The 21,108-nt window shown below is 70.5% G+C and carries 18 protein-coding genes and 2 pseudogenes; 9 read left to right on the plus strand and 11 right to left on the minus strand.

Annotation, left to right across the window (positions count from 1 at the left end):
• Window positions 1–13 precede the first annotated feature (13 nt).
• The 3 genes and pseudogenes from ACZ3I3_RS14850 to ACZ3I3_RS14860 all read left to right on the plus strand — a co-directional run bounded on the left by ACZ3I3_RS14850 (window position 14) and on the right by ACZ3I3_RS14860 (window position 3,544).
• On the plus strand, window positions 14–937 hold the full coding sequence (locus tag ACZ3I3_RS14850) for a carbohydrate ABC transporter permease (protein ID WP_467365102.1): 924 nt from the start codon (window positions 14–16) through the stop codon (window positions 935–937).
• 10 nt (window positions 938–947) lie between these two features.
• A pseudogene (locus tag ACZ3I3_RS14855) lies at window positions 948–2,298 on the plus strand (ABC transporter substrate-binding protein).
• Window positions 2,299–2,344: 46 nt separating this feature from the next.
• Window positions 2,345–3,544, plus strand: a complete 1,200-nt coding sequence (locus tag ACZ3I3_RS14860; protein WP_467365104.1) for a Gfo/Idh/MocA family protein — start codon at window positions 2,345–2,347, stop codon at window positions 3,542–3,544.
• A 27-nt stretch (window positions 3,545–3,571) separates the two neighbouring features.
• On the opposite strand, the gene ACZ3I3_RS14865 is transcribed toward ACZ3I3_RS14860, so the two are convergent.
• The 5 genes from ACZ3I3_RS14865 to ACZ3I3_RS14885 all read right to left on the minus strand — a co-directional run bounded on the left by ACZ3I3_RS14865 (window position 3,572) and on the right by ACZ3I3_RS14885 (window position 7,945).
• Window positions 3,572–4,267 (minus strand): L,D-transpeptidase family protein, encoded by a 696-nt coding sequence (locus ACZ3I3_RS14865; protein ID WP_467365106.1) that lies wholly within the window; start codon window positions 4,265–4,267, stop codon window positions 3,572–3,574.
• A gap of 144 nt (window positions 4,268–4,411) precedes the next feature.
• Window positions 4,412–5,197 carry an SDR family NAD(P)-dependent oxidoreductase gene (locus ACZ3I3_RS14870; RefSeq protein ID WP_467365107.1) on the minus strand — a complete coding sequence of 262 codons (786 nt, stop codon included), beginning with the start codon at window positions 5,195–5,197 and terminating at the stop codon, window positions 4,412–4,414.
• Window positions 5,198–5,225: 28 nt separating this feature from the next.
• Window positions 5,226–6,140, minus strand: a complete 915-nt coding sequence (locus ACZ3I3_RS14875; RefSeq protein WP_467365109.1) for an SDR family oxidoreductase — start codon at window positions 6,138–6,140, stop codon at window positions 5,226–5,228.
• A gap of 90 nt (window positions 6,141–6,230) precedes the next feature.
• Window positions 6,231–6,860: an MBL fold metallo-hydrolase gene (locus tag ACZ3I3_RS14880; RefSeq protein ID WP_467365111.1), complete on the minus strand. Its 630-nt coding sequence runs from the start codon at window positions 6,858–6,860 to the stop codon at window positions 6,231–6,233.
• The gene (locus tag ACZ3I3_RS14885) at window positions 6,860–7,945 is read right to left on the minus strand and encodes an S-(hydroxymethyl)mycothiol dehydrogenase (protein WP_467365113.1); all 1,086 of its coding nucleotides are present in this window, start codon (window positions 7,943–7,945) and stop codon (window positions 6,860–6,862) included. The genes ACZ3I3_RS14880 and ACZ3I3_RS14885 overlap by 1 nt, the downstream gene beginning before the upstream one ends.
• A gap of 182 nt (window positions 7,946–8,127) precedes the next feature.
• Between ACZ3I3_RS14885 and ACZ3I3_RS14890 the strand changes: the two genes are divergently transcribed.
• Window positions 8,128–9,885, plus strand: coding sequence for an ABC transporter ATP-binding protein (locus ACZ3I3_RS14890; RefSeq protein ID WP_467365115.1), 1,758 nt, complete (start codon window positions 8,128–8,130; stop codon window positions 9,883–9,885).
• A gap of 59 nt (window positions 9,886–9,944) precedes the next feature.
• Here the strand turns inward: ACZ3I3_RS14890 and ACZ3I3_RS14895 are convergent, their stop codons facing one another.
• Complete coding sequence (locus ACZ3I3_RS14895; protein ID WP_356042483.1) at window positions 9,945–10,235, minus strand: hypothetical protein; 291 nt, start codon at window positions 10,233–10,235, stop codon at window positions 9,945–9,947.
• Between the two features lie 196 nt (window positions 10,236–10,431).
• Here ACZ3I3_RS14895 and ACZ3I3_RS14900 point away from each other — a divergent pair, with 196 nt between their 5' ends.
• Window positions 10,432–10,797, plus strand: coding sequence for a nuclear transport factor 2 family protein (locus ACZ3I3_RS14900; RefSeq protein WP_467365117.1), 366 nt, complete (start codon window positions 10,432–10,434; stop codon window positions 10,795–10,797).
• A gap of 20 nt (window positions 10,798–10,817) precedes the next feature.
• On the opposite strand, the gene ACZ3I3_RS14905 is transcribed toward ACZ3I3_RS14900, so the two are convergent.
• Together ACZ3I3_RS14905 and ACZ3I3_RS14910 are read right to left on the minus strand one after the other, a co-directional pair.
• Window positions 10,818–11,816: a CU044_5270 family protein gene (locus ACZ3I3_RS14905; RefSeq protein ID WP_467365119.1), complete on the minus strand. Its 999-nt coding sequence runs from the start codon at window positions 11,814–11,816 to the stop codon at window positions 10,818–10,820.
• Between the two features lie 648 nt (window positions 11,817–12,464).
• The gene (locus ACZ3I3_RS14910; protein WP_467365121.1) at window positions 12,465–13,034 is read right to left on the minus strand and encodes an RNA polymerase sigma factor; all 570 of its coding nucleotides are present in this window, start codon (window positions 13,032–13,034) and stop codon (window positions 12,465–12,467) included.
• Between the two features lie 105 nt (window positions 13,035–13,139).
• Here ACZ3I3_RS14910 and ctaD point away from each other — a divergent pair.
• Together ctaD and ACZ3I3_RS14920 are read left to right on the plus strand one after the other, a co-directional pair.
• Window positions 13,140–14,746: pseudogene (ctaD, locus tag ACZ3I3_RS14915) on the plus strand (aa3-type cytochrome oxidase subunit I).
• A complete protein-coding gene (locus ACZ3I3_RS14920) occupies window positions 14,743–15,099 on the plus strand; it encodes a hypothetical protein (RefSeq protein ID WP_467365123.1) in 357 nt (118 codons plus the stop codon). Before ctaD ends, ACZ3I3_RS14920 begins: the two are co-directional and overlap by 4 nt.
• Before the next feature lie 6 nt (window positions 15,100–15,105).
• Here ACZ3I3_RS14920 and ACZ3I3_RS14925 read toward each other — a convergent pair whose 3' ends face one another.
• Entirely contained in the window at window positions 15,106–15,996 is an 891-nt protein-coding gene (locus tag ACZ3I3_RS14925) for an NAD(P)-dependent oxidoreductase (protein WP_467365125.1), read from the minus strand.
• 149 nt (window positions 15,997–16,145) lie between these two features.
• On the opposite strand from ACZ3I3_RS14925, the gene ACZ3I3_RS14930 reads away from it, so the two are divergent.
• Window positions 16,146–17,153, plus strand: a complete 1,008-nt coding sequence (locus ACZ3I3_RS14930; RefSeq protein WP_467365501.1) for a GlxA family transcriptional regulator — start codon at window positions 16,146–16,148, stop codon at window positions 17,151–17,153.
• A gap of 1 nt (window position 17,154) precedes the next feature.
• On the opposite strand, the gene ACZ3I3_RS14935 is transcribed toward ACZ3I3_RS14930, so the two are convergent.
• Window positions 17,155–17,814, minus strand: coding sequence for a TetR/AcrR family transcriptional regulator (locus ACZ3I3_RS14935; protein WP_467365127.1), 660 nt, complete (start codon window positions 17,812–17,814; stop codon window positions 17,155–17,157).
• A 164-nt stretch (window positions 17,815–17,978) separates the two neighbouring features.
• Between ACZ3I3_RS14935 and ACZ3I3_RS14940 the strand changes: the two genes are divergently transcribed.
• Window positions 17,979–19,235, plus strand: a complete 1,257-nt coding sequence (locus ACZ3I3_RS14940) for a YncE family protein (protein WP_467365129.1) — start codon at window positions 17,979–17,981, stop codon at window positions 19,233–19,235.
• Here the strand turns inward: ACZ3I3_RS14940 and ACZ3I3_RS14945 are convergent.
• Entirely contained in the window at window positions 19,228–20,955 is a 1,728-nt protein-coding gene (locus ACZ3I3_RS14945) for a glycoside hydrolase family 5 protein (RefSeq protein WP_467365130.1), read from the minus strand. The genes ACZ3I3_RS14940 and ACZ3I3_RS14945 overlap by 8 nt on opposite strands.
• Between the last annotated feature and the right edge of the window lie 153 nt (window positions 20,956–21,108).

Raw genomic sequence — 21,108 nt, forward strand, 5'->3', positions numbered from 1 at the left:
AGGAGACACCGGTATGGCTGCCGTGACGACAACGACGTCGACGACCCTGCGACCGGTCCGGCGCAGGTTCCCCTTCGGGCGGGCCGCCGCCTGGACCGTGATGGGGCTGATCGTCCTCATCACCCTGCTGCCGTTCTACTGGATCCTGCGCACCGCGCTGTCCACGAACGCGGGGCTCAACGCCGATCCGACCAACCCCCTGCCCGTGGACCTCACCACCAGCGGCTTCGAACGCGCCCTGGGCATGCAGTCGGCCGAGGAGGCCGTCAAACAGGGCGGGGCCGGCGGCGGGCTCGACTTCTGGCGCTATCTGCTCAACTCGGTGCTGGTCTCCACCCTGATCACCGGATGTCAGCTCTTCTTCTCCGCGATGGCCGCGTACGCCTTCTCACGGCTGCGCTGGCGCGGGAGGGACAAGGTGTTCGGCCTGTTCCTCGCCGGGATGATGGTGCCCACCATCTTCACGCTGCTGCCGAACTTCGTGCTCATCAAGCAGCTTCACCTGGTGGACACGCTCCTGGGCATCGCGCTGCCCACCATGTTCATGACGCCGTTCGCGGTGTTCTTCCTTCGGCAGTTCTTCATGAACATCCCGCAGGAGGTGGAGGAAGCCGCGCTGCTGGACGGCGCCGGGAAGATCAAGATCTTCTTCCGGGTGGTGCTGCCGATGGCGTCCACGCCGATCGTCACGCTGGGCGTGCTGACGTACATCACCTCCTGGAACGACTACTTCTGGCCGCTGATGGTCTCCTACAGCGACGGCTCGCGGGTGCTGACCGTGGCGCTGGCGATCTTCCGGGCGCAGACCCCGGCGACCGGCGTCGACTGGTCCGGGCTCATGGCGGCGACGCTGATCGCCGCGCTGCCGATGCTGGTGCTGTTCGCCTGCTTCGCGCGCCGCATCGTCAGCTCCATCGGCTTCACCGGGATCAAGTAAGGGGACTGTGATGCGAATTCGACTGCGTACGCTCGTAGCGGCGACCGGAGCGCTGACGCTGTCCCTGGTCAGCGGATGCGCACAGGGCGGTGCCGCCGGATCCTCCGCGAACACGGTCACGTACTGGCTGTGGGACGCCAACCAGCTGCCCGCCTACCAGGCCTGCGCGAAGGGGTTCGAGAAGGAGAACCCCGGACTCAACGTCAAGATCACCCAGTTGGGCTGGAGCGACTACTGGACCAAGCTCACCGCCGGGTTCATCGCCGGCACCCAGCCGGACGTGTTCACCGACCACATCCAGAACTTCGGCCAGTACGCCGACCTGAAGGTCCTCGAACCGCTCGACGACCTCGGCATCGAGAACGCCGACTACCAGCCGGGCCTCGCCGCCAACTGGATCGGGAAGGACGGCCACCGCTACGGCGCCCCCAAGGACTGGGACACCGTCGCGCTGTTCTACAACTCGAAGATGACGAAGGACGCGGGCCTCACCGCCGAGCAGCTGAAACAGCCTCGCCTGGAACCCCGAGGACGGCGGCACCTTCGAGAAGGCCATCGCCCACCTCACGATCGACAGGAACGGCAAGCGGGGCGACGAGCCGGGCTTCGACAAGAACAACGTCAAGGTCTACGGCATGGCCAGCAACGGCGGCGGGTTCGGCGACGGCCAGACCCAGTGGAGCAACTTCGCGGCCTCCGCCGGGTGGAGTTACCTGGACAAGCCGCGCTGGGGAACGAAGTACCAGTACGACAGCAAGACCTTCCAGTCGGTCGTCGAGTGGTACTTCGGCCTGGCGAGGAAGGGTTACATGCCGCCGCTGTCCGACTACAACGTCCAGTCCAACCAGGCGAACACCCAGGTCGCGGCGGGCAAGGCCGCCACCGCGTTCGACGGGGCCTGGATGATCTCCTCGTACGCCGGCTTCAAGGGCCGGGACATCAAGACCGCCCTGACGCCGGTCGGCCCGACCGGCAAGCGAGCCACCATGATGAACGGCCTCGCCGACTCCGTCACCAAGGCCTCCAAGAACAAGGCGGGCGCCAAGAAGTGGGTGGCGTACCTGGCCTCGGACAAGTGCCAGAAGGTCGTCGGCGGTTACGGCGTCGTGTTCCCCGCCACCCCGGCCGGGACCGAGGCCGCCGTCGCCGCGTACCGGAAGAAGGGCATCGACGTCTCGTCGTTCACGAAGCCCGTGGCCGACAAGAAGAACTTCCGGACCTTCTCCTACCCGATCGCCAGCTACTCGGCGGACATGACGGCGCTGATGTCACCGGCGATGGAGGACATCTACGGCAACGGCAAGCCGGTCAGCAGCCTCGACCAGACCAACGAGCAGATCAACCTGATCCTCTCGCAGTGACCCCACGACCGCAGTGATCCCACGACCAGTGAAGGGCACGCCTTACATGACGTTCTCCATCGGCATCGTCGGCGCCGGACAGTTCTCGGGCCAGTTCGCCACGCTGTTCCAGGCCCACCCCGGCGTCAGCGCCGTCCACGTCACCGACCTGCTGCCCGAGCGGGCCGAGCAACTCGCCTCCGCCCAGGGGCTGACGGGCACCTTCCCGTCGTACCAGGCCATGCTGGAATCGGAGGACGTCGACGCCGTCGCGATCTTCACCCAGCGCTGGACGCACGGGCCGCTGGTGCTCCAGGGTCTCAACGCCGGCAAGCACGTGTACTCCGCGGTCCCCATGGCGATCAGCACGGAGGAGATCGCCGCGATCATCGACACGGTCAAGGCGACCGGGCTGACGTACATGATGGGCGAGACCAGCGAGTACAACCCGGCGACGGTCCACGCCCGCAACCAGATCGCCGAGGGCGCCTTCGGGCGGCTGTTCTACGCCGAGGGCGACTACGTCCACGACATGGACCTGGGCTTCTACGAGGCCTACCAGTACAGCGGCGGCGAGAACTGGAAGGCCACCGCCAGCTATCCCCCGCTGCTGTACCCGACGCACGCGGTCGGCGGGGTGCTGGGCGCCTGGCGGACGCACGCGGTCAGCGTGTCGGCGATCGGTGTCGTCGACGACCGGGGCGACGGTGTCTTCGACAAGGAGGTCAGCCAGTTCGACAACGACTTCTCCAACGCCACGGCGCTGTTCGAGGTGGCGGGCGGGGGCTCGTTCCGTACGAACGAGTTCCGGCGGGTCGGCTACCCCTCGCACATACGGGAGTCGCGTTTCCGCTTCTTCGGTACCGAGGCGAGCATGGAGCAGCTCGCCACGGTCGCCCTGTGGCAGGACAAGCAGGGCGTGAAGGACATCAGCGAACTGCTGGAGCCCAAGCCCACCATGGCGCCCGACGACCCGTCGCTCCAGCACATCGCGCCCGAGCTGCGGGCCGCGTTCACCTCCGGGTCGGCTCCCGTGCACGACCGTGCGCGGCTGCCGAGGGAGTTCGACCACCTCCACAACGGCCACGAGGGCAGCCACCACTTCCTGGTGGACGACTTCGTGACCGCCGTCAACACGCGCACCCTGCCGTCGGTGAACGCGTGGGTGGCCGCCCGCTACACCCTGCCGGGCATCATCGCGCACGAGTCCGCGCGGCAGGGCGGGGTACGGCTGGAGATCCCGGACTTCGGGGACGCGCCGCAGTAAGGGGCGGGTCCGAGCCGGGTGCCCGGATCAGGTGCCCGGCTTACGGCCGTACACGAAGACGTCGTCGTTCTTCTTCAGCAGCGACCAGTACTTCTTCGCGTCGGTCTTGGTCATGTTGACGCAGCCGTGCGAGCCCGGCGGGTTCCACATGCTGACGCCGACCGAGTGGAAGGCCTGGCCGCCGTCGAAGAACTGGGCGTAGGGCATCGGCACGTCGTAGATGGACGAGACGTGGTCGATGTTGCGCCAGTAGATCTTCTTCAGGCCGGTGCGGGTCTCGTAGCCGTTGCGGCCGGTGCGGACCGGGACGGGGCCGTAGACGAGCTTCTTGCCGTCCTGGATCCAGCTCAGCTGGAGGCTCAGGTTCACGCAGGCGATCCGGCCCTTGTTCACCGGGCACTTGCCGTCCTTGTTGGGGTTCGTCCCGACGGCCTTCTGCTTCTGCATCAGGTCCATCACACCCCAGGTGACGGGTCCGGCGTAGCCCGCGTTCGGGGAGATGCCGTGCTTGGTCTGGAAGGCCTGGATCGCCTTGCAGTCGGCGGCGGACTGCTTGCCGTCGACCGGGCGGCCGAGGAACTTCTCCACCTGCTTCTGGTACGGGCCGGTCTTGGTGGTGCAGCTCGCGGCCGCGGCCGGACTGGCACCGAGTGCGAGCGTGAGCGGTGCCACCAGTGCGGTGATCCCGAGTGCGACGGCGCCCCGTCTGCGTACGTCCCCCATGGTTGGTCCTGCCCTTTCGCGGAAGTGGTCGCATGGTCTGCTGATCCCTGCCTGCTAGACGGACGCACGGGGGGTTCGGTTGTGCGGGCTGACAGCCTGCGACGAAACGGTGACATACCTCACCGCGCGGTCGGCGGGAGCGGGTCAGTTCCGCAGCGCGTCGCGGAAGCCCGTGTTCACGGCGGTGAGACCGCCGTCGACGACCAGCGTGGTGCCGGTGATCCACGCGGCGTCGGGCGAGGCGAGGAAGGCGACGGCCGCTGCGATGTCCTCCGGTTCGCCGACCCGGCCCAGGGGGTAGAGCCGCCGTACCGCTTCGAGGTCCTGGTCGCGGCCCTCCCAGGCGGTGGTGCGCACGGTGCCCGGTGCCACGAGGTTGACTCGGACGCCGCGCGCCGCGGCGTGCCCGGCGAGGGTGCGGGTCAGGGAGACCAGGCCGGCCTTGGCCGCGCTGTAGGCGTGGTTGCCGAAGTCCTGGAGGCCGTTGACCGAGCCGATGGAGACGACGGCGCCGCAGCCGGAGGCCGCCAGGTGCGGCAGGGCGGCACGGCAGCAGCGGTACGCGCCGGTCAGGGTGACGTCGAGGTCACGCGCCCACGACTCGTCCGGTTCGTCCTCGAAACGGGGGGTGTCGGGTGAGCAGTGGGCGGCGCTGTTGACCAGCACGTCGAGCGAACCGAAGGTGTCGGCGGCGTGGGCGACGGCCGCCTCGACCGCGCCCCGGTCGGCCACGTCGCACCCGCGCCCCTCGACGGTCAGGCCCTCGTCCCGCAGCGCCGCCGCGGTCCGCGCGGCCTCGTCCGGGTCGCGGTCGGCGATCAGGACCCGCGCGCCCTCACCGGCGAACCGGCGGGCGGTGGCGGCGCCGATGCCGCGCGCCCCGCCGGTGATGAGAACCCCGTATCCCTCGAAGCGCCTGGTGTCCGTCATGCGCCGACCGTACTGCCCCGGCGGTCCGTCAGCGGTAGCCGGTCGTGTCGGCCGGCTTGCCCGCGTCCTGCACCTCGACCAGGTAGCGCCAGGCGTCCGGGCGGCTGCCGTCGAGGTCGGTGAAGCCGTACTCCTGGGCCAGGCCGCCGCTGGAGAGGGAGCGGCCGTTCCAGCGCGCCACGTCGGGGTCGGCGGCGAGCGCGACCACCGCCCGGCCGACGTAGCGCGGGGTCTCCGAGATGGCGAAGTGGGGGACGCGCTCCAGGGCGTCGCGCCAGTTGTCCTCCCGTACCCCATAGATGTCGAGCATCATCTCCGAGCGCAGCCAGCCGGGGGTGAGGGCGACGGCGGTGGCGCCGCGCGGGCCGAGTTCGTGGCCGAGGGCGAAGGCCATGCGCAGGACGGACGACTTGGCGAGGTCGTAGAAGAAGTTCACGCGGTAGTTGTCGGCGTTGTAGTCGGCGGTGCCGTCGGTGACCTCGACGACCAGGCCGCCGGGGTTGCGCAGCAGCAGGGGCAGGGCGTGGTGGCTGGTGATGGCGTGCGTCTCGACCGCGAGTCTGAGCAGGCGCAGGCCGTTGTCGAGGTCGTGCTCCCAGAGCGGGGACTCCCACTCGAAGAGCTTCTCGCCGCCCCAGATGTCGTTGACCAGGACGTCGAGGCGGCCCTGTTCCTCGGCGATGCGGTCCACGAGGGCGCGGACCTGCGCCGGGTCGAGGTGGTCGGTGGGTACGGCGATGCCCTGCCCGCCGGCCTCGGTGACCAGGTCGGCGGTGTCCTCGATGGTCTCGGGCCGGTCGTACTCCGAGCGGCGGGCGCGGGTGCTGCGGCCGGTGACGTAGACGGTGGCGCCTGCCGCGCCTAGCTCCACCGCCATGCCTCGTCCGGCGCCCCGGGTCGCACCGGCGACCAGTGCGACCTTGCCCTGCAACGGAGCTGACATGTCCGACCTCCCGTGACCGTGGCTGCTTGTCGCTTCCAGGGTGACGGGTAAGCCGGACATCTTCTGTCGCCTTTTGCGGGCGACACGCGATCAGTGGCCGCGGGTGATCCACTCCTGGAGGTGCGGGGCCTCCGCGCCGATCGTCGTGGAGTCTCCGTGGCCGGTGAGGACCTTCGTCCCGGGCGGCAGCGTGAGGAGGCGGTCACGGATCGAGTCGATGATCGTCGGGAAGTGCGAGAAGGACCGGCCGGTGGCGCCGGGGCCGCCCTGGAAGAGGGTGTCCCCGGTGAAGACGGTGGCGAGCCCGGGGTCGTACAGGCACACCGCGCCGGGCGCGTGCCCCGGGGTGTGCAGGACCCGCAGGTCGGCGCCGCCGGCCTCGATCACCTGGCCGTCGACCAGCCAGGCGTCGGGCTCGCGGTCCGGGTGGGTCTGCTGCCACAGCGGCAGGTCGTCGCGGTGCAGCCAGATGGTGGCCCCGGTGCGCTCGGCGAGGGCGGGGGCGGCGTCGATGTGGTCGTTGTGGGCGTGGGTGCACACGATGGCCGTGAGCCGGCGGTCTCCCACGGCCGCGGCGATGGCGTCGGCGTCGTGGGCGGCGTCGATGACGATCGCCTCGTGGTCGTCGCCGACGATCCAGACGTTGTTGTCGACGTCCCAGGTGCCGCCGTCGAGGCTGAACTGCCCGGAGGTGACGAGGTGTTCGACGCGCGGGGCCATCACAGCATCACCACCGAGCGCAGCACGTCGCCGTGGTGCATCCGCTCGAACGCCTTCTCCACCTCGTCGAGCTGGATGGTCTCGGTGACGAACGCCCCGAGGTCCAGGCGCCCTTGCAGGTGCAGGTCGATCAGCATCGGGAAGTCGCGGGAGGGCAGGCAGTCGCCGTACCAGGAGGACTTCAGCGCCCCGCCCCGGCCGAACACATCCAGCAGCGGCAGTTCCAGCTTCATCTCTGGGGTGGGCACGCCCACCAGGACGACCGTGCCGGCGAGGTCGCGGGCGTAGAAGGCCTGCTTGTACGTCTCCGGGCGGCCTACGGCCTCGATGACGACGTCGGCGCCGAAGCCGCCGGTGAGGTCGCGGATCGCCTCGACCGGGTCGGTCTCGCGGGAGTTGACGGTGTGGGTGGCGCCCATGGTCCGGGCGGTCTCCAGCTTGCGGTCGTCGATGTCGACGGCGATGATCTTCGCCGCTCCGGCGAGGTGCGAGCCGGCGATGGCGGCGTCGCCGACGCCTCCGCAGCCGATGACGGCGACCGTGTCGCCCCGGCCGACGTTCCCGGTGTTGATCGCGGCGCCGATGCCGGCCATGACGCCGCAGCCGAGCAGTCCGGCCACCTGGGGGGCGACCGCCGGGTCGACCTTGGTGCACTGCCCGGCCGCGACCAGCGTCTTCTCGGCGAAGGCGCCGATACCGAGGGCCGGGGACAACTCGGTGCCGTCGGTGAGGGTCATCTTCTGCCCGGCGTTGTGGGTGTCGAAGCAGTACCAGGGCCGCCCGCGCAGACAGGCGCGGCATTTCCCGCACACCGCACGCCAGTTGAGGATCACGAAGTCACCGGGCTCGACGTCGGTGACGCCGTCGCCGACCGCCTCGACCACGCCCGCGGCCTCGTGGCCGAGCAGGAAGGGGAAGTCGTCGCTGATGCCGCCCTGCTTGTAGTGCAGGTCGGTGTGGCACACCCCGCAGGCCTGGACGCGCACGACCGCCTCCCCCGGGCCGGGATCGGGCACGACGATGGTCTCGATCCGTACCGGCTCGTCCTTGCCCGGTGCGATCACACCGCGTACTTCCTGCGCCATGCTGACTCCTTCGTCGGCCCGGATGCCTTCTTTTCCGACCCTACGCGCGACTGATCGGTAAGGGATGCGGATCGGCCACCCGCGGCGCCGTAACACCAGCTCACGCGCTGCCCGAAAACGCGGGGCACCGCACCCGGCGGGCCCCGTAACCTGACAGCTCCGCCCGACGCCGAAGGAGCGACGTGAGCATCGCAGAGACCGAGACCGGGACACCCGCCTGGCGGCTGCTCCTCGGCTACGTACGGCCGCACCGCCGTTCCCTGATCGCCGGTGCCGTGCTCTCGCTGGTCACCGGGGCGACCGGGCTGATGCTGCCGCTCGTGGCGCGGGGCCTGATCGACGATCTGGCCCACGACCGGGCGATCACCGGGGCGCTGCTGGCGATGTCGGCCCTGGTCGTGACCAACGCGGCGGTCGGCGCGCTGGGTTCGTACGTGTTGCAGCGCACCGCCGAGTCGGTGGTGCTCGGTGCGCGGCGCGCCCTGTCGTCGTATCTGCTGCGGCTGCGGATCCCGGCCGTGGACCGCAGCGAACCCGGCGACCTGATGGCCCGCATCACCTCGGACACCACCCTGCTGCGCGCGGTCACCACCGACTCGCTGGTCGGGCTGGGCACGGGCGGACTCACACTCGTCGCGACGGTGGTGATGATGGGCCTGGTGGAGCCCGTGCTGCTGGGCGTCACGCTGGCCGTGATCGTGGGCGCGGGCGTGATCCTCGGCGTGATCGTGCCGCGCATCAACAAGGCGAGCCGGCAGGCGCAGGACGCGGTGGGTGTCATGGGCGCCTCGCTGGAGCGGATCCTCGGCGCCCTGCGCACGGTGAAGGCGTCCGGTGCCGAGCACCGGGAGGAACGCACGCTGCACGAGGCGGCGCAGGAGTCGTGGCGGCAGAGCGTGCGGGCGGCCAAGTGGTCGGCGGCCGCGGGCAACACGGCGGGGCTCGCCATGCAGATCGCCTTCATCACGGTGCTCGCGGTGGGTGGCGCGCGCGTGGCGACCGGCGCGATCGACGTGGGCACGCTGGTCGCGTTCCTGCTGTTCGTCTTCTATCTGATGTCGCCGATACAGCAGGTCGTCGGCGCCGTCACGCAGTACCAGACGGGCGCCGCGGCCCTCACCCGCATCCAGGAGGCGCTGCGGCTGCCCGCCGAGCCGACGACGGCCGCCGCCGCCCCGCTCCCCTCCCCCGGCGCACAGCCCGCCGCCCTCGCCTTCGACGACGTCCGCTTCCGCTACGCCGACGACCTGCCGTACGTCCACCACGGCGTGACGTTCGCCGTGCCCGCGCAGGGCATGACGGCGTTCGTGGGCCCGTCGGGCGCCGGCAAGACCACCGTCTTCTCGCTGATCGAGCGGTTCTACGAGCCGGAAACCGGGACGATCACCTTCGACGGGCGCGACCTCGCCGACTGGGAGCTGACGCAGCTGCGCGCCGCGATCGGCTACGTGGAGCAGGACGCGCCGGTCCTGTCGGGCTCCCTGCGGGACAACCTGCTGCTGGGCAATCCGGAGGCGGACGACGACGCCGTCGCGCGGGTGCTGAAGACGACCCGTCTCGACGGTCTGGTCGCCCGGCTGCCCGCCGGCCTCGACACGCTCGTCGGGCACCGTGGCACCAAGCTGTCGGGTGGTGAGCGGCAGCGGGTCGCCATCGCCCGGGCCCTGCTGCGCCGCCCCCGGCTGCTGCTCCTCGACGAGGCGACCTCACAGCTGGACGCGGTGAACGAGGCGGCGCTGCGCGACACCGTCGCGGACGTGGCCCGTACGACGACGGTCCTGGTGGTGGCGCACCGGCTGTCCACGGTGACGATGGCCGACCGGATCGTGGTGATGGATGCCGGGCGGGTCCGGGCGGTCGGCACGCACCGCGAGCTCGTGACCGCCGACCCGCTCTACGCGGAGCTGGCGGCGACCCAGTTCCTGGCCACGGCGGACTGAGCCACCGGGCATGCGTGAGGGCCGCCCGAGCCGGGCGGCCCTCGTCGCACGCGCTGCCGTCAGGGCCGGACGTTCGGAACGAAACCGAAGACCGGGGAGACCAGGCCGACGACCTGGTTCAGCTGGTTGAGGTCATTGAGGCGCTTGAGCCCGGCCAGCTGCGAGGAGGGCCGCGGGATCTCGTCCTTGTGCTCGGCGGGGATGTCGCTCACGGTCAGCGAGTCCAGCGTGGCCACCGGGCTGAGCGGGCTCCGGGATTCCGCGTCGGCCGCGTTCGCCATCGGCGCGGCGAGGCCGGTGACACCCGCGGCGAGACCAACGGCGGCGACAAAACGTCGTGTTGAGATCATGCCTATCGCAACGCCAGCGGGTCCCCGGCGGACACGGGCGGGCGGCTCCCCTCACCCGTCAGGCCCAGCGCTCCGGCTGCGTTGCCTGCGTTTGCCTGCGTTTGCCGAGCTCGCCGGACGGGAGGAGGCTCGACAGGAGGAGAGGCTCCTCGCGGCCCGCTTCCGACCGGGTCGCGGCCCTTCGAAGGAGGTCATCATGGGAACCGCGGCAGACCCCGCCTTCGACAGAGAGACACTGCGCCGGGGCGTGGAGGGACAGAGCCCGGATCTTCTGCTCTCGCTCTACGCCGACGACGCGGAGTTCCGCATCGTCGACCACACGACCCAGCCCAGCCACCCCAAGGTCCTGCACGGCCGGGACGAGATCAGCCGGATGCTGGATGACGTCTACAGCCGCGACATGTCGCACAAGCTGGAGCGGTGCGTCATCCAGGGCGACGAGGCCGCGTACAGCGAGAGCTGTGAGTACGCGGACGGTGTGCGCGTCCTGTCCGAGTCCATGCTCTCGCTGCGGGACGGCAAGATCGCCGAACAGACGCTGGTCCAGGCCTGGGACGAGTAGGACGTGCGGCCGGGGTGTGATCAGCGCATCCACGCGCTGTACGACATCACGTCGCCCTTCTTTACGCCGTACTCGGGTTCGGCGGTGGAGAAGGTGGTCTCCAGGCCGAGGACGGCGCCGGTGACCGGGTCCATGATCAGCATGCGGCGGGCGCCGGTGCCGTCGTACACGTACGCCTGACCGCGTCGCCCGAGACGGTCGGTCACCTGGCCGACGGGCCGCAGCCCCTCGGTGCCCGCCAGGAGCCGGGCGAGCGTCGCGGTCTCCCGGGCGCCCAGGGTCCAGGTGTCGAGCAGCACTTCGACGGCGTCCAGCAGTTGGGGCGTGGTCAGCGGAGCGTCCGTGTACTGGACCTCCGTCAGGTAGGCGCGCAGCCGGTCGGGATCGCGCGGCGGCGGGGACTGCGGCGGGGCGTCGCTCCAGCTCGGCGGATAGGTCTGGTCGCTCAGGACGTGCCCGTCCTCGACGAGGTGCGGCTCGCCGCCCTCCCCTGAGAGGACCGGGCGACCTGGATGCCTCGGGTCGGTCGCCACGACCAGTTCCGTGTGGCTTCCGTCGGCCCGCCAGCGCACGATCCGCTCCTCGGGGAGGGTGATCGGGGGCTTGTCGTCCGACATGCCCATGCTCCAGGACTGCACGTGCGTGCCCTTGCGCAGGCGGGGCGAGCCGTCGGCGGCGGCCTGTTCGGCACGCTCGGCCAGCCGGTCCAGGGGCAGGGGTGTGGAGCCGGTCTGCACCACCAGTGGACGGGGTGCGGCGACCGCCGGTGTGGTGTTCGGGCCGCTCAGTACGAGGGTCAGCGCGAGGGCGGCGACGACGGCCGTGGCGACGAGCCCCCAGGCGAGCCGGGGCCGGCCCGTGCCGGGCAGCAGCCGCTCACGCAGACGGCCGGGCGGCCGCTCACGCAGCAGCCGCTCCAGCCGCCGCTCGGCACCGTGGTCCAGGGGACCGTCGCCGAAGTGGGGACCGTCGGACGGCACCGGGTTGGCGCCACGCAGCAGTTCGAGTTCGTCAGCCATGGCCGTGATCCTTAGGTGCGGTCATGTGGGCGGCGGGCAGGGGACGCGGGGCATGGACGCGACCGCCGCCGGTCGGGGGCGTGGTCAGGCCGCGCGCGGCGCGGCCGGCCGTGGTCCAGGACTTGACGCGTCCGGTGCGGTTGGCCACGGGCCAGGTCAAGGGGCGTCCGGCGCGGCCAGTCATGCGGCAGGGCAACGCGCATCCGACGCGGCCGGTCACGCGGCAGGGCAAGGCGCGTCCGACACGGCCGGTCACGCGGCAGGGCAAGGCGCGTCCGGCGCGCCTGGCCACGGGCCCGCACGGGCCGCGTGCGTCGCAACCGATCGCGGTCCCGGACGGGCCGCGTGCGGCACAACTGATCCCGGCCCCGGCCCCGGTCCCGGTCCCGGTCAGAAGACACCCGTCGCACCCGACCCCGGCCCCGATCACGGCACGTGCGGCGCGGCCAGCCGTGGCCCTGGACGTAGCGCCCACGGCGCTATCCATCCCGATGCCGGACACGGCGCGGCCGACCGCGACCCCGGTCAGAAGGCACGCGGCGCAATCCGCCCCGGCCGCGGGCAGAGCACGCGCGTTCGCTGCGTCGGTGGGGCGCTGTGGTCGTGGGCCGTCGCCAGGCGCGGTCGCCCGTGCGGAGAGGACGTCGGTCATCGCCGGTCCCCCTCTCGCAGTGAGTGTCCCGTGTCCGCCATGTCCGCTGTATCCGATGTATCCGACGGCCGCATCCCGTCTATCTCGGCTCTGAGGCGGCGACGGGCCCGGTGCAGCCGCATCGCGGCGGCCCGCTTGCCGCAGCCGAGGGCGACCGCGACCTCCTCGATGCCGAGTTCCTCCCACGCCGTCAGGCGCAGCACCTCCTGGTCCGGCGCGGAGAGCCGGGCGAGTGCCTCGTGCACCCAGGCGCCGGGGGTCTCGGTCTCGGGGCCTGCCGCGATGTGCCGTCCGTGCGCGGTGTCGTCGTTGCCGAGCCGGTCGACGAGCCGGCGGCGGCGTCCGTGGCCGCGCACCGCGTTGGCCAGGCAGTTGCGTGCCACGCCGTACAGCCAGGGCAGCGGGGAGGAAGGCAGGTCGGCCCGGCGCCGCCAGGCGACCGTGAACACCTCCGCCACCACTTCCTCCACCTCGCCGGCCCGCCCGTCCAGTCGCCGCGCGACATAGCGGCTGACCGCCCAGTAGTGCTCGCGATAGGCAGCGGCGAAGATCTCGTCGTTGCTCATGTCCCGTTCGTGTCCGGCACGTTCCCGATCGTCACACCCGTTTCCGTGATTCTCGTCGCGTCAAGGAAGTGTGACGTCCGGGCGGGGCGCGGACACAGGCGGGGCATGAGGCACCTGAAGTGGCTGACGACCACGGATCACAAGACGATCGGCACGCTGTACCTGGTGACGTCGTTCGCGTTCTTCGTCATCGGTGGCGTGATGGCGTTGTTCATGCGCGCCGAGCTCGCCCGGCCCGGTCTGCAGATCATGTCGAACGAGCAGTTCAACCAGGCGTTCACAATGCACGGCACGATCATGCTGCTGATGTTCGCGACGCCGCTGTTCGCGGGCTTCGCGAACTGGATCATGCCGCTGCAGATCGGCGCGCCGGACGTGGCGTTCCCCCGGCTGAACATGTTCGCCTACTGGCTGTACCTGTTCGGCTCGCTCATCGCGGTGGGGGGCTTCCTGACGCCGCAGGGCGCGGCCGACTTCGGCTGGTTCGCCTACAGCCCGCTGTCGGACGCGGTCCGCTCCCCGGGCATCGGCGCCGACATGTGGATCATGGGTCTGGCCTTCTCCGGCTTCGGCACCATCCTCGGCTCGGTCAACTTCATCACCACGATCATCTGCATGCGCGCCCCCGGCATGACGATGTTCCGCATGCCGATCTTCACCTGGAACGTGCTGCTGACCGGTGTCCTGGTCCTGCTGGCCTTCCCGGTCCTGGCCGCGGCCCTGTTCGCCCTGGAGGCGGACCGCAAGTTCGGTGCCCACATCTTCGACTCCGCCAACGGCGGCGCGTTGCTGTGGCAGCACCTCTTCTGGTTCTCGGCCATCCAGAGGTGTACATCATCGCGCTGCCGTTCTTCGGGATCATCTCCGAGGTCATCCCGGTCTTCTCCCGCAAGCCGATGTTCGGTTACTCGGGTCTGATCGGCGCGACCATCGCGATCGCGGGTCTGTCCGTGACGGTGTGGGCGCACCACATGTACGTCACCGGCGGTGTGCTGCTGCCGTTCTTCTCCTTCATGACCTTCCTGATCGCGGTCCCGACCGGTGTGAAGTTCTTCAACTGGATCGGCACCATGTGGCGCGGAAGTCTCTCGTTCGAGACGCCCATGCTGTGGGCGACCGGCTTCCTCATCACGTTCGTGTTCGGCGGGCTCACGGGCGTGCTGCTGGCCTCGCCGCCGATCGACTTCCACGTCTCCGACTCGTACTTCGTGGTCGCGCACTTCCACTACGTCATCTTCGGGACGGTCGTGTTCGCGATGTTCTCCGGCTTCCACTTCTGGTGGCCGAAGTTCACCGGCAAGATGCTGGACGAGCGCCTCGGCAAGATCACCTTCTGGACGCTGTTCATCGGCTTCCACGGCACGTTCCTCGTCCAGCACTGGCTGGGCGCCCAGGGCATGCAGCGGCGGATCCCCGACTATCTGGCGGTGGAGGGCCTGACGGCGCTCAACACGGTGTCGACGATCAGCTCGTTCCTGCTCGGCATGTCGATGCTGCCGTTCTTCTACAACGTCTGGAAGACGGCGAAGTACGGCGAGCGGGTCACGGCCGACGACCCGTGGGGCTACGGCCGTTCCCTGGAGTGGGCGACGTCCTGCCCGCCGCCCCGCCACAACTTCGTCGCCCTCCCCCGGATCCGCAGCGAGTCCCCGGCGTTCGACCTGCACCACGCGGACGTCGCGGCGGCGGAGCGGGAGCTGACGCTGCGATGACCGCGATGGAAGGTCTGCCCGTGGACCTGGATCTGCGCGCGTTCCACAACGAGGTCGAGGGTCATCTGCTCGCCGCCGCCGCGCACGAGGAGGCCCGTGCGGCCGCCGCGCGTTTCGCCGCCCGGCTCGAGGGGCTGCCGGAGGCCGAACGGGAGGAGGTGGAGCGGCTGTTCGCCGCCGAGCACCTCGCCCTCGCCCGGGCCTCGTGGCAGCGCACGGCGCGGCGCGGGCGGGAACTGCGCGGCGAGTACGAGGCGGTGTACCGCAGGCTCCGCGCACGGCTGCTGGCCGGTCTGCTGCTGGGATGCGCGCTGCTCGTGGCAGTGGATCTCGTGGTGCTGGTGTCGGTCTAGCCGGTATCAGGCCCCGCTGCCGGCGGGATTCCTCAGGACCTCGATCAGGCTGGCGTAACTGTCCTGTCCGTGGCCGGTGGCAGCGGCCTTCTCCATGGCGGCCTTCAGGAGCTCGGGCAGCGCGTTGTCGACACCGCGGGCCGCCGCCGCGTGGATGAGGTGGTCGATGGCCGCGATCTGGACGTCGACCGTGGCGTCGTCGCCCGGGTAACGGCCGGCGTCCACCTGGGGCGCGTATGTGCTGAGGAAGCCCGCCACCGCGTTCAGCCAGCGGATCGCCACCGGGGTGAAGGCGGTGGCGGACGTCCCCTCGGCGCCGACCAGCGCTGTGCCGTGCAGCCAGCCGGTCATGGTGGACCACATCAGTCCTAGCAGGGCGGCGTCGTAGAGGGAGGCGAGGCCGGGGTCGGTGCCCAGGTGGAGGGGATCACCGAGGGACGCCAGGGTGGTGCGGTGGGCGTCGAAGACCTCCTGGGAGCCGCTGTAGAGGAACATCATGGCGGGGTCGCCGACGCCGGGCGGGGTGGTCATGATGGCGCCGTCGAGGTAACCGGCCTCGTGGGAGGCGGCCCACTTGACCGCCTCCTGGGCCTGTTCGGGGGACCCGGAAGTGAGGTTGACCAGGGTTCTGCCCGCCAACTCGCCGGCGGCCGGGTCGAGGACGGTGTACAGCGCCTCGTAGTCCAGCACGCAGGCGATGGTCAGTGGCGACGCGGCGACCGCCTCCTGCGGTGTGGCGGCCAGGCGGGCGCCGCGGTCGACCAGGGGGCGGGCCTTGTCCGGGGTCCGGTTCCAGACGGTGGTCGGGTGGCCCCGGTCCAGCAGCGCGGCGGCCAGTGCCGAGCCCATCGAGCCCAGTCCGACGACGGTGACCGGCCGGCGGTTTCCTGTGCTCATGCCCAACTCCTTGGTATTTCTTGCCGAGTGACGCGTGATCACGTACGACCACGTTCGCAGGGCACGAAGATCGGAAACAGTGACAGCGGTGACGGTCTCCACCAAATTCCTGCCATAGGCTGCGGAGCATGAGTGCCGGTTCTGTCGCCGTGGTCGTGACCGAGGAGATCGGGGTCCCTTCGTGGGACCTGTACGAACTGAGCATCCCGTGCACCGTGTTCGGCAAGCCGCAGCCCGATCTGGCCGATCCCTGGTACGACCTGCGGCTGTGCGGGACCGGAGCCGGGCCGGAGGAGGACGGTGGGGCGGGCGGGCACGGGCTGAGCCTGCGCACCCGTTACGGGCTGGACGATCTGGTCGGTGCCGATACGGTGATCGTGCCCTCCGTGCCCGACCCGTGTGTCGAGGAGGGCAGGCCGCTGCCGGAGGAGCTGATCTGCGCCCTGCGCCGGGCTCACGAGGCGGGTGCCCGCATGGTCTCCCTGTGCACCGGTGCCTTCGCGCTGGCCGAGGCGGGGCTGCTCGACGGGCGGCGTGCCACCGCCCACTGGATGCACACCGCGCAGCTGGCCGAGCGCTACCCGAAGGTGCACGTCGACGCGTCGGTGCTGTACGTGGACGACGGCGACGTGCTCACCAGCGCCGGACTGACCGCCGGACTCGACCTGTGCCTGCATCTGGTGCGGCGCGATCTCGGCGCACACGTCGCCAACCAGCTGGCGCGCCGCATGGTGGTGCCCGCCCACCGGCCGGGCGGGCAGGCTCAGTTCATCGAGCTGCCCGTGCCAGTCGATGACGACGAAGGACTGGCGCCCGTCCTCGCCTGGGCGCGGGCCAATCTGGACCGGCCGCTGACCGTCGCCGACCTGGCGCGGCGCGCCGCGATGAGCCCGCGTACGTTCTACCGGCGGCTCCAGGCCGTCACCGGGACGACACCGCTCCAGTGGCTTCTCGACCAGCGGCTCGGGCGCGCCCGTTCACTGCTGGAGTCGACGGACCTGCCCATCGAGAAGGTCGGGGAGCTGAGCGGCCTCGGCACGGCCAACAATCTCCGCCACCACTTCCTCAGGCACCTCGGGGTGTCGCCCGGCGACTACCGGCGGGCCTTCCCCGGACCCCGGGCGAACGGAACCGGACGTACCCGTACCCGGGTGTGAGTCATCTCCCCGGGCTCCAGCCCGGGGGCCTCAGGATCCCCAGCAGTTGCCGCACGAGTTCGTCGACGACCTCGTCCAGTGTCGCGTCGACCCAGCCGGCGCTCCAGTCGTGCAGCAGGCCGTTCACGCTGCCGATGAAACCCGTCGCCGCGAGGCGGTAGTCGCGGGGTGCCGCCTCCCCGCGCGCGGCGGCCGCCCGGGCCTCGGCGCAGATGAGGTCGACCCAGCCGGCCCGGCGGGCGAGCCGCTGTTCCTCCAGACGCGGGCTGACGCCGATGATCTCGACGAAGGTGATGCGGATCCGGCGCGGATCGGCGGCGAGGTTCCCGGCGTAGGCGCGGAAGATGGCGGTCGCGCGCTCGACGAGCGGCAGGTCCGCCGCACCGGCCGCCGCCTCCAGCACCGCCGCCTCGGCCCAGTCGTTGACCTGGAGGTGCAGGGCCGCGAGCACGTCCTCCAGGGTGCGGAACTCCTCGTAGAACTGACGGGTGGACAGCCCGGCCGCCTCGCTGAGCGCCGCGACGGTGGTGGCGCGGAAGCCGGGGGTGTCGCCGAACAGTTGGAGCGCGGCGTCCAGGAACCGCCGGCGCCGCTCGGCCTGCCGCTCCTCGGCGGTCTTGCCGCCGTAGCGGCCGGTCGGCGCTCTGAGTCTGCCCGGCACCGGCTCTCCCTCCGTCGCTCGCACACCCATCTTCGCCCGCACGCGATTTTGTCGTGCCCGCGGTCTTGTAAAGAAGGCCGCCCCTTCCTTACTTTGCAGTAAGTTGACTCTGAAAGCACGTGTGTTCAGATTCCTCACCCCCACCCGCAGAGGAGGGATCAGCCATGCCCGTCTTCCGACGACGGCACCTGTGCTCCCTGACCGCCGCCCTCGCCCTGACCGCCACCGTTCCCGCGACCGCCGCCCACGCGGACGCCGCGGACTCCACCGCCGCCCTGCGCCAGGTGCTGTTCGTGGGCAACAACTGGGACGGCACCGCCGAAGTCATCAAGTCCACCGGTGACTTCGCGAGGATCGGCCGGATCAACGTCATCCCCGACAAGGACGAGCGGATGGCGGAGATCAACGCCGATCCGATCAGATGGATCGCCTTCATGACGATCCGCAACAGCGTCGGCGAGGGGCACGACCAGTTCGTCGACGACATGTACTCCACACCGGACGGCAAGTCGGTGGTCGTCTCCCGGCCCAGCTTCGCCGACGTCGTGTCGATCGACCTGGCCTCCGGGCGGATCAACTGGCGTTTCCCGGTGTCCGGTTTCCGCGCCGACCACATGGCAGTCTCCCCCGACGGCAAGCGCGTCGCGGTGTCGGCCTCGACCGGCAACACCGTGCACGTCCTGGACATCGAGACCGGCAAGCAGCTCGGCAAGGCCGCCACCGGCGCCAAGCCGCACGAGAACATCTTCACCAAGGACGGCAAGTACATCTACAACATGTCGATCGGCGAGGTGAACACGCAGACCGACGCGCCCTGGCTGGACTGGACGAAGGGCGACCGCCGCATCACCGTCATCGACGCGACCACGTACCAGCAGGTCAAGGTCATCGACATGCGCTCGCGCCTGGACGCGATCGGTCTGAAGGACTTCTCCGACGCGGTCCGGCCCGCCGTGTTCTCGCCGGACGAGTCGAAGCTGTACTTCCAGGTGTCGTTCTTCAACGGCTTCTTCGAGTACGACCTGGCCTCCGACAAGATCACCCGCACGAAGACCCTGCCGAAGAACCCGGCGACCAGTGACGACCGCACCACCTTCGTCAACGACTCGCGCCACCACGGCCTCTCGATGAGCCCGGACGGCAAGAAGCTGTGCGTCGCCGGGACCATGGACGATTACGCCACGGTCGTCGACCGCGGCACCCTCCAGGAGGGCCCGCTCGTCACCGCCGCCAAGCCCTACTGGGCCACGGTCAGCGGTGACGGCAAGAGCTGCGTCGTCTCCGAGAGCGGCACCGACCAGGTCACGGCCATCGACTTCGCCACCGGGAAGAAGGTCGCGTCCGTGCCGGTCGGGGACCACCCGCAGCGCGTCCGGCTCGGCCATGTGGAGGCCGGCTGGACGAGCCCGTCCGCTAGCTGACCTCCTTCGCGGCCCACGCGGCCAGTTCGGAGCGGGCCGCGTTCAGCAGCTCGGCCGAGGGAGCCGTCGCCCCGTTGGTCACCAGCGCGTAGTGCAGGACGCCCGAGTCCGGCGCGGTGAGCAGCAGGCGGCGGCTTCCCGTGCCGCCGGGCTCCTGGGCCACGCCGACCGGGGTGGTCGAGGTGTACGCGGGCGGCGCGTGGGACGTGCCCAGGTCGGAGACGACCGTGGTGGACGCGGTCGGGAAGCCCGCCGGCAGGTGCAGTTCGGTGGGTGCCCGGCCGCCGTCCGAACGCCACAGCAGCAGCCCGTACTGCCCCGAGCCCACCAGCCGTTTCACGTTCGGCAGTGAGTCCGGCACCGGGTTCCAGGTGAGGGTCGTCGAACCGTCCCGGGAGCGGTCCTCGTAGGTGAAGCCGACGGTCTTTCCGGCCGTGGCGCTGGGGTAGAGGCGGTCCAGGAGCCGGGCGTCCTGGCGCAGCACCGGCTTGCCCGAGTCGTCGAGGCGTACGGCGGACAGGTCCTCGTCGTTCCAGGCGTCACCGACGGTGAGCACCTTGCCGGGGTTGCCGTTCATCAGCTCGCGGTGCCGCCCGTTGTAGATGTCCCACTGCCACTGCGAGCCGGAGAGCACCGGCCCGGAGGCCACCGGGTCGGACCACCAGTCGGCGCCCTTCAGGCGGGAGTCGAGGGCCTGGTACATCGCCTTGAGGACGGTGGGCGCCTTGTCGGAGACGTTGCCCGCCAGGGGGTGCCCGAACTCGCTGACGACGGCGGCGGTCTGCGCGGCGGCCGCCCGGTCGCGGACCGTGCGGAAGTCGTTCGCGTACTGGCCGTCGGCCGCCTTGCCCCACATGAAGACGCCGGAGATGGCCTTCTGGTCGTAGAAGTGGGTGTTGAACACGTAGCGGGGTCCGAGCTTGCCCGCGTCGAGCAGGCCGCCCTCCTGCCTCTGGAAGTCGAGGTTGGCGTTCCAGAAGAGGTTCGGCTCCACGAAGGCGGGCTTGTCGCGCCAGCCGGCCGCGTCCATGCGGGCCCGGAACTTCTCGAAGAACGGCCACAGCACGTCCTTCTCCCAGGCGCGGCTGGTCTGCCCGGAGTCGTAGACGCCCGCGTGCGGCTCGTTGTAGGGGTCGAAGCCGACGACGCCCTTGAACTGGTCGGCGTTCAGGTGCTGTTCGACGTAGGCCATGGTCTTCTCGGCGGTGGCGAGGAAGGCGTCCTGCACGCCGTGCGCGTTGTGCCAGAAGTCGTACGTGGCACGCTTCACGGCCTCGTTCTGGGTGATGTTCTGCCCCCAGAAGAGGCAGATCCCGCAGGACTCGTCCGGGTAGTTCCCGGCGTCCACCGCCCACTTGGGCGCGCCGTCGCCGGTGTACCAGCTGTCGGTGTCGAACAGGTGCCGGGAGTAGAGGTCCTGGTGGAAGTCGGGGTAGACGCGGATGCCGGCGTCGAGGAACGCCTTCATCTGGGCGGTGGCGGCGGCCAGATAGGCGGTGTCCACCGTGCCGCGTTCGGGCTCGGCGTAGGCCCAGGAGAGCAGGAAGCGGACGGTGTTGCCGCCGCCGAGGGCGCGCAGGGCGGTCGCCGACTTGCGGGCGTCCGCGACGGAGGCGAAGGGCAGGCCCTTGTTCTCCGCGAGCTTGGTCTCACCGGAGACGTTGTAGCCGCGCAGGACGACCTCGCGGCCGGAGGCGTCGGTGAAGCGGCCGTTCTTCACGGTGACGGTCGGGTCGTCGAACCAGAGGGAGCCGGGAGGGGGCGCGGCGGGGGGGGGGGGGGGGGCCCCCCCCCCCCCCCCCGCCCGCCCCCCCCCCCCCCCCCACCCCCCCCCCCCCCCCTAAATATGGGGGGGACAAAAACAACACCGAAA

Source organism: Streptomyces sp. NPDC016851 (assembly GCF_055562795.1).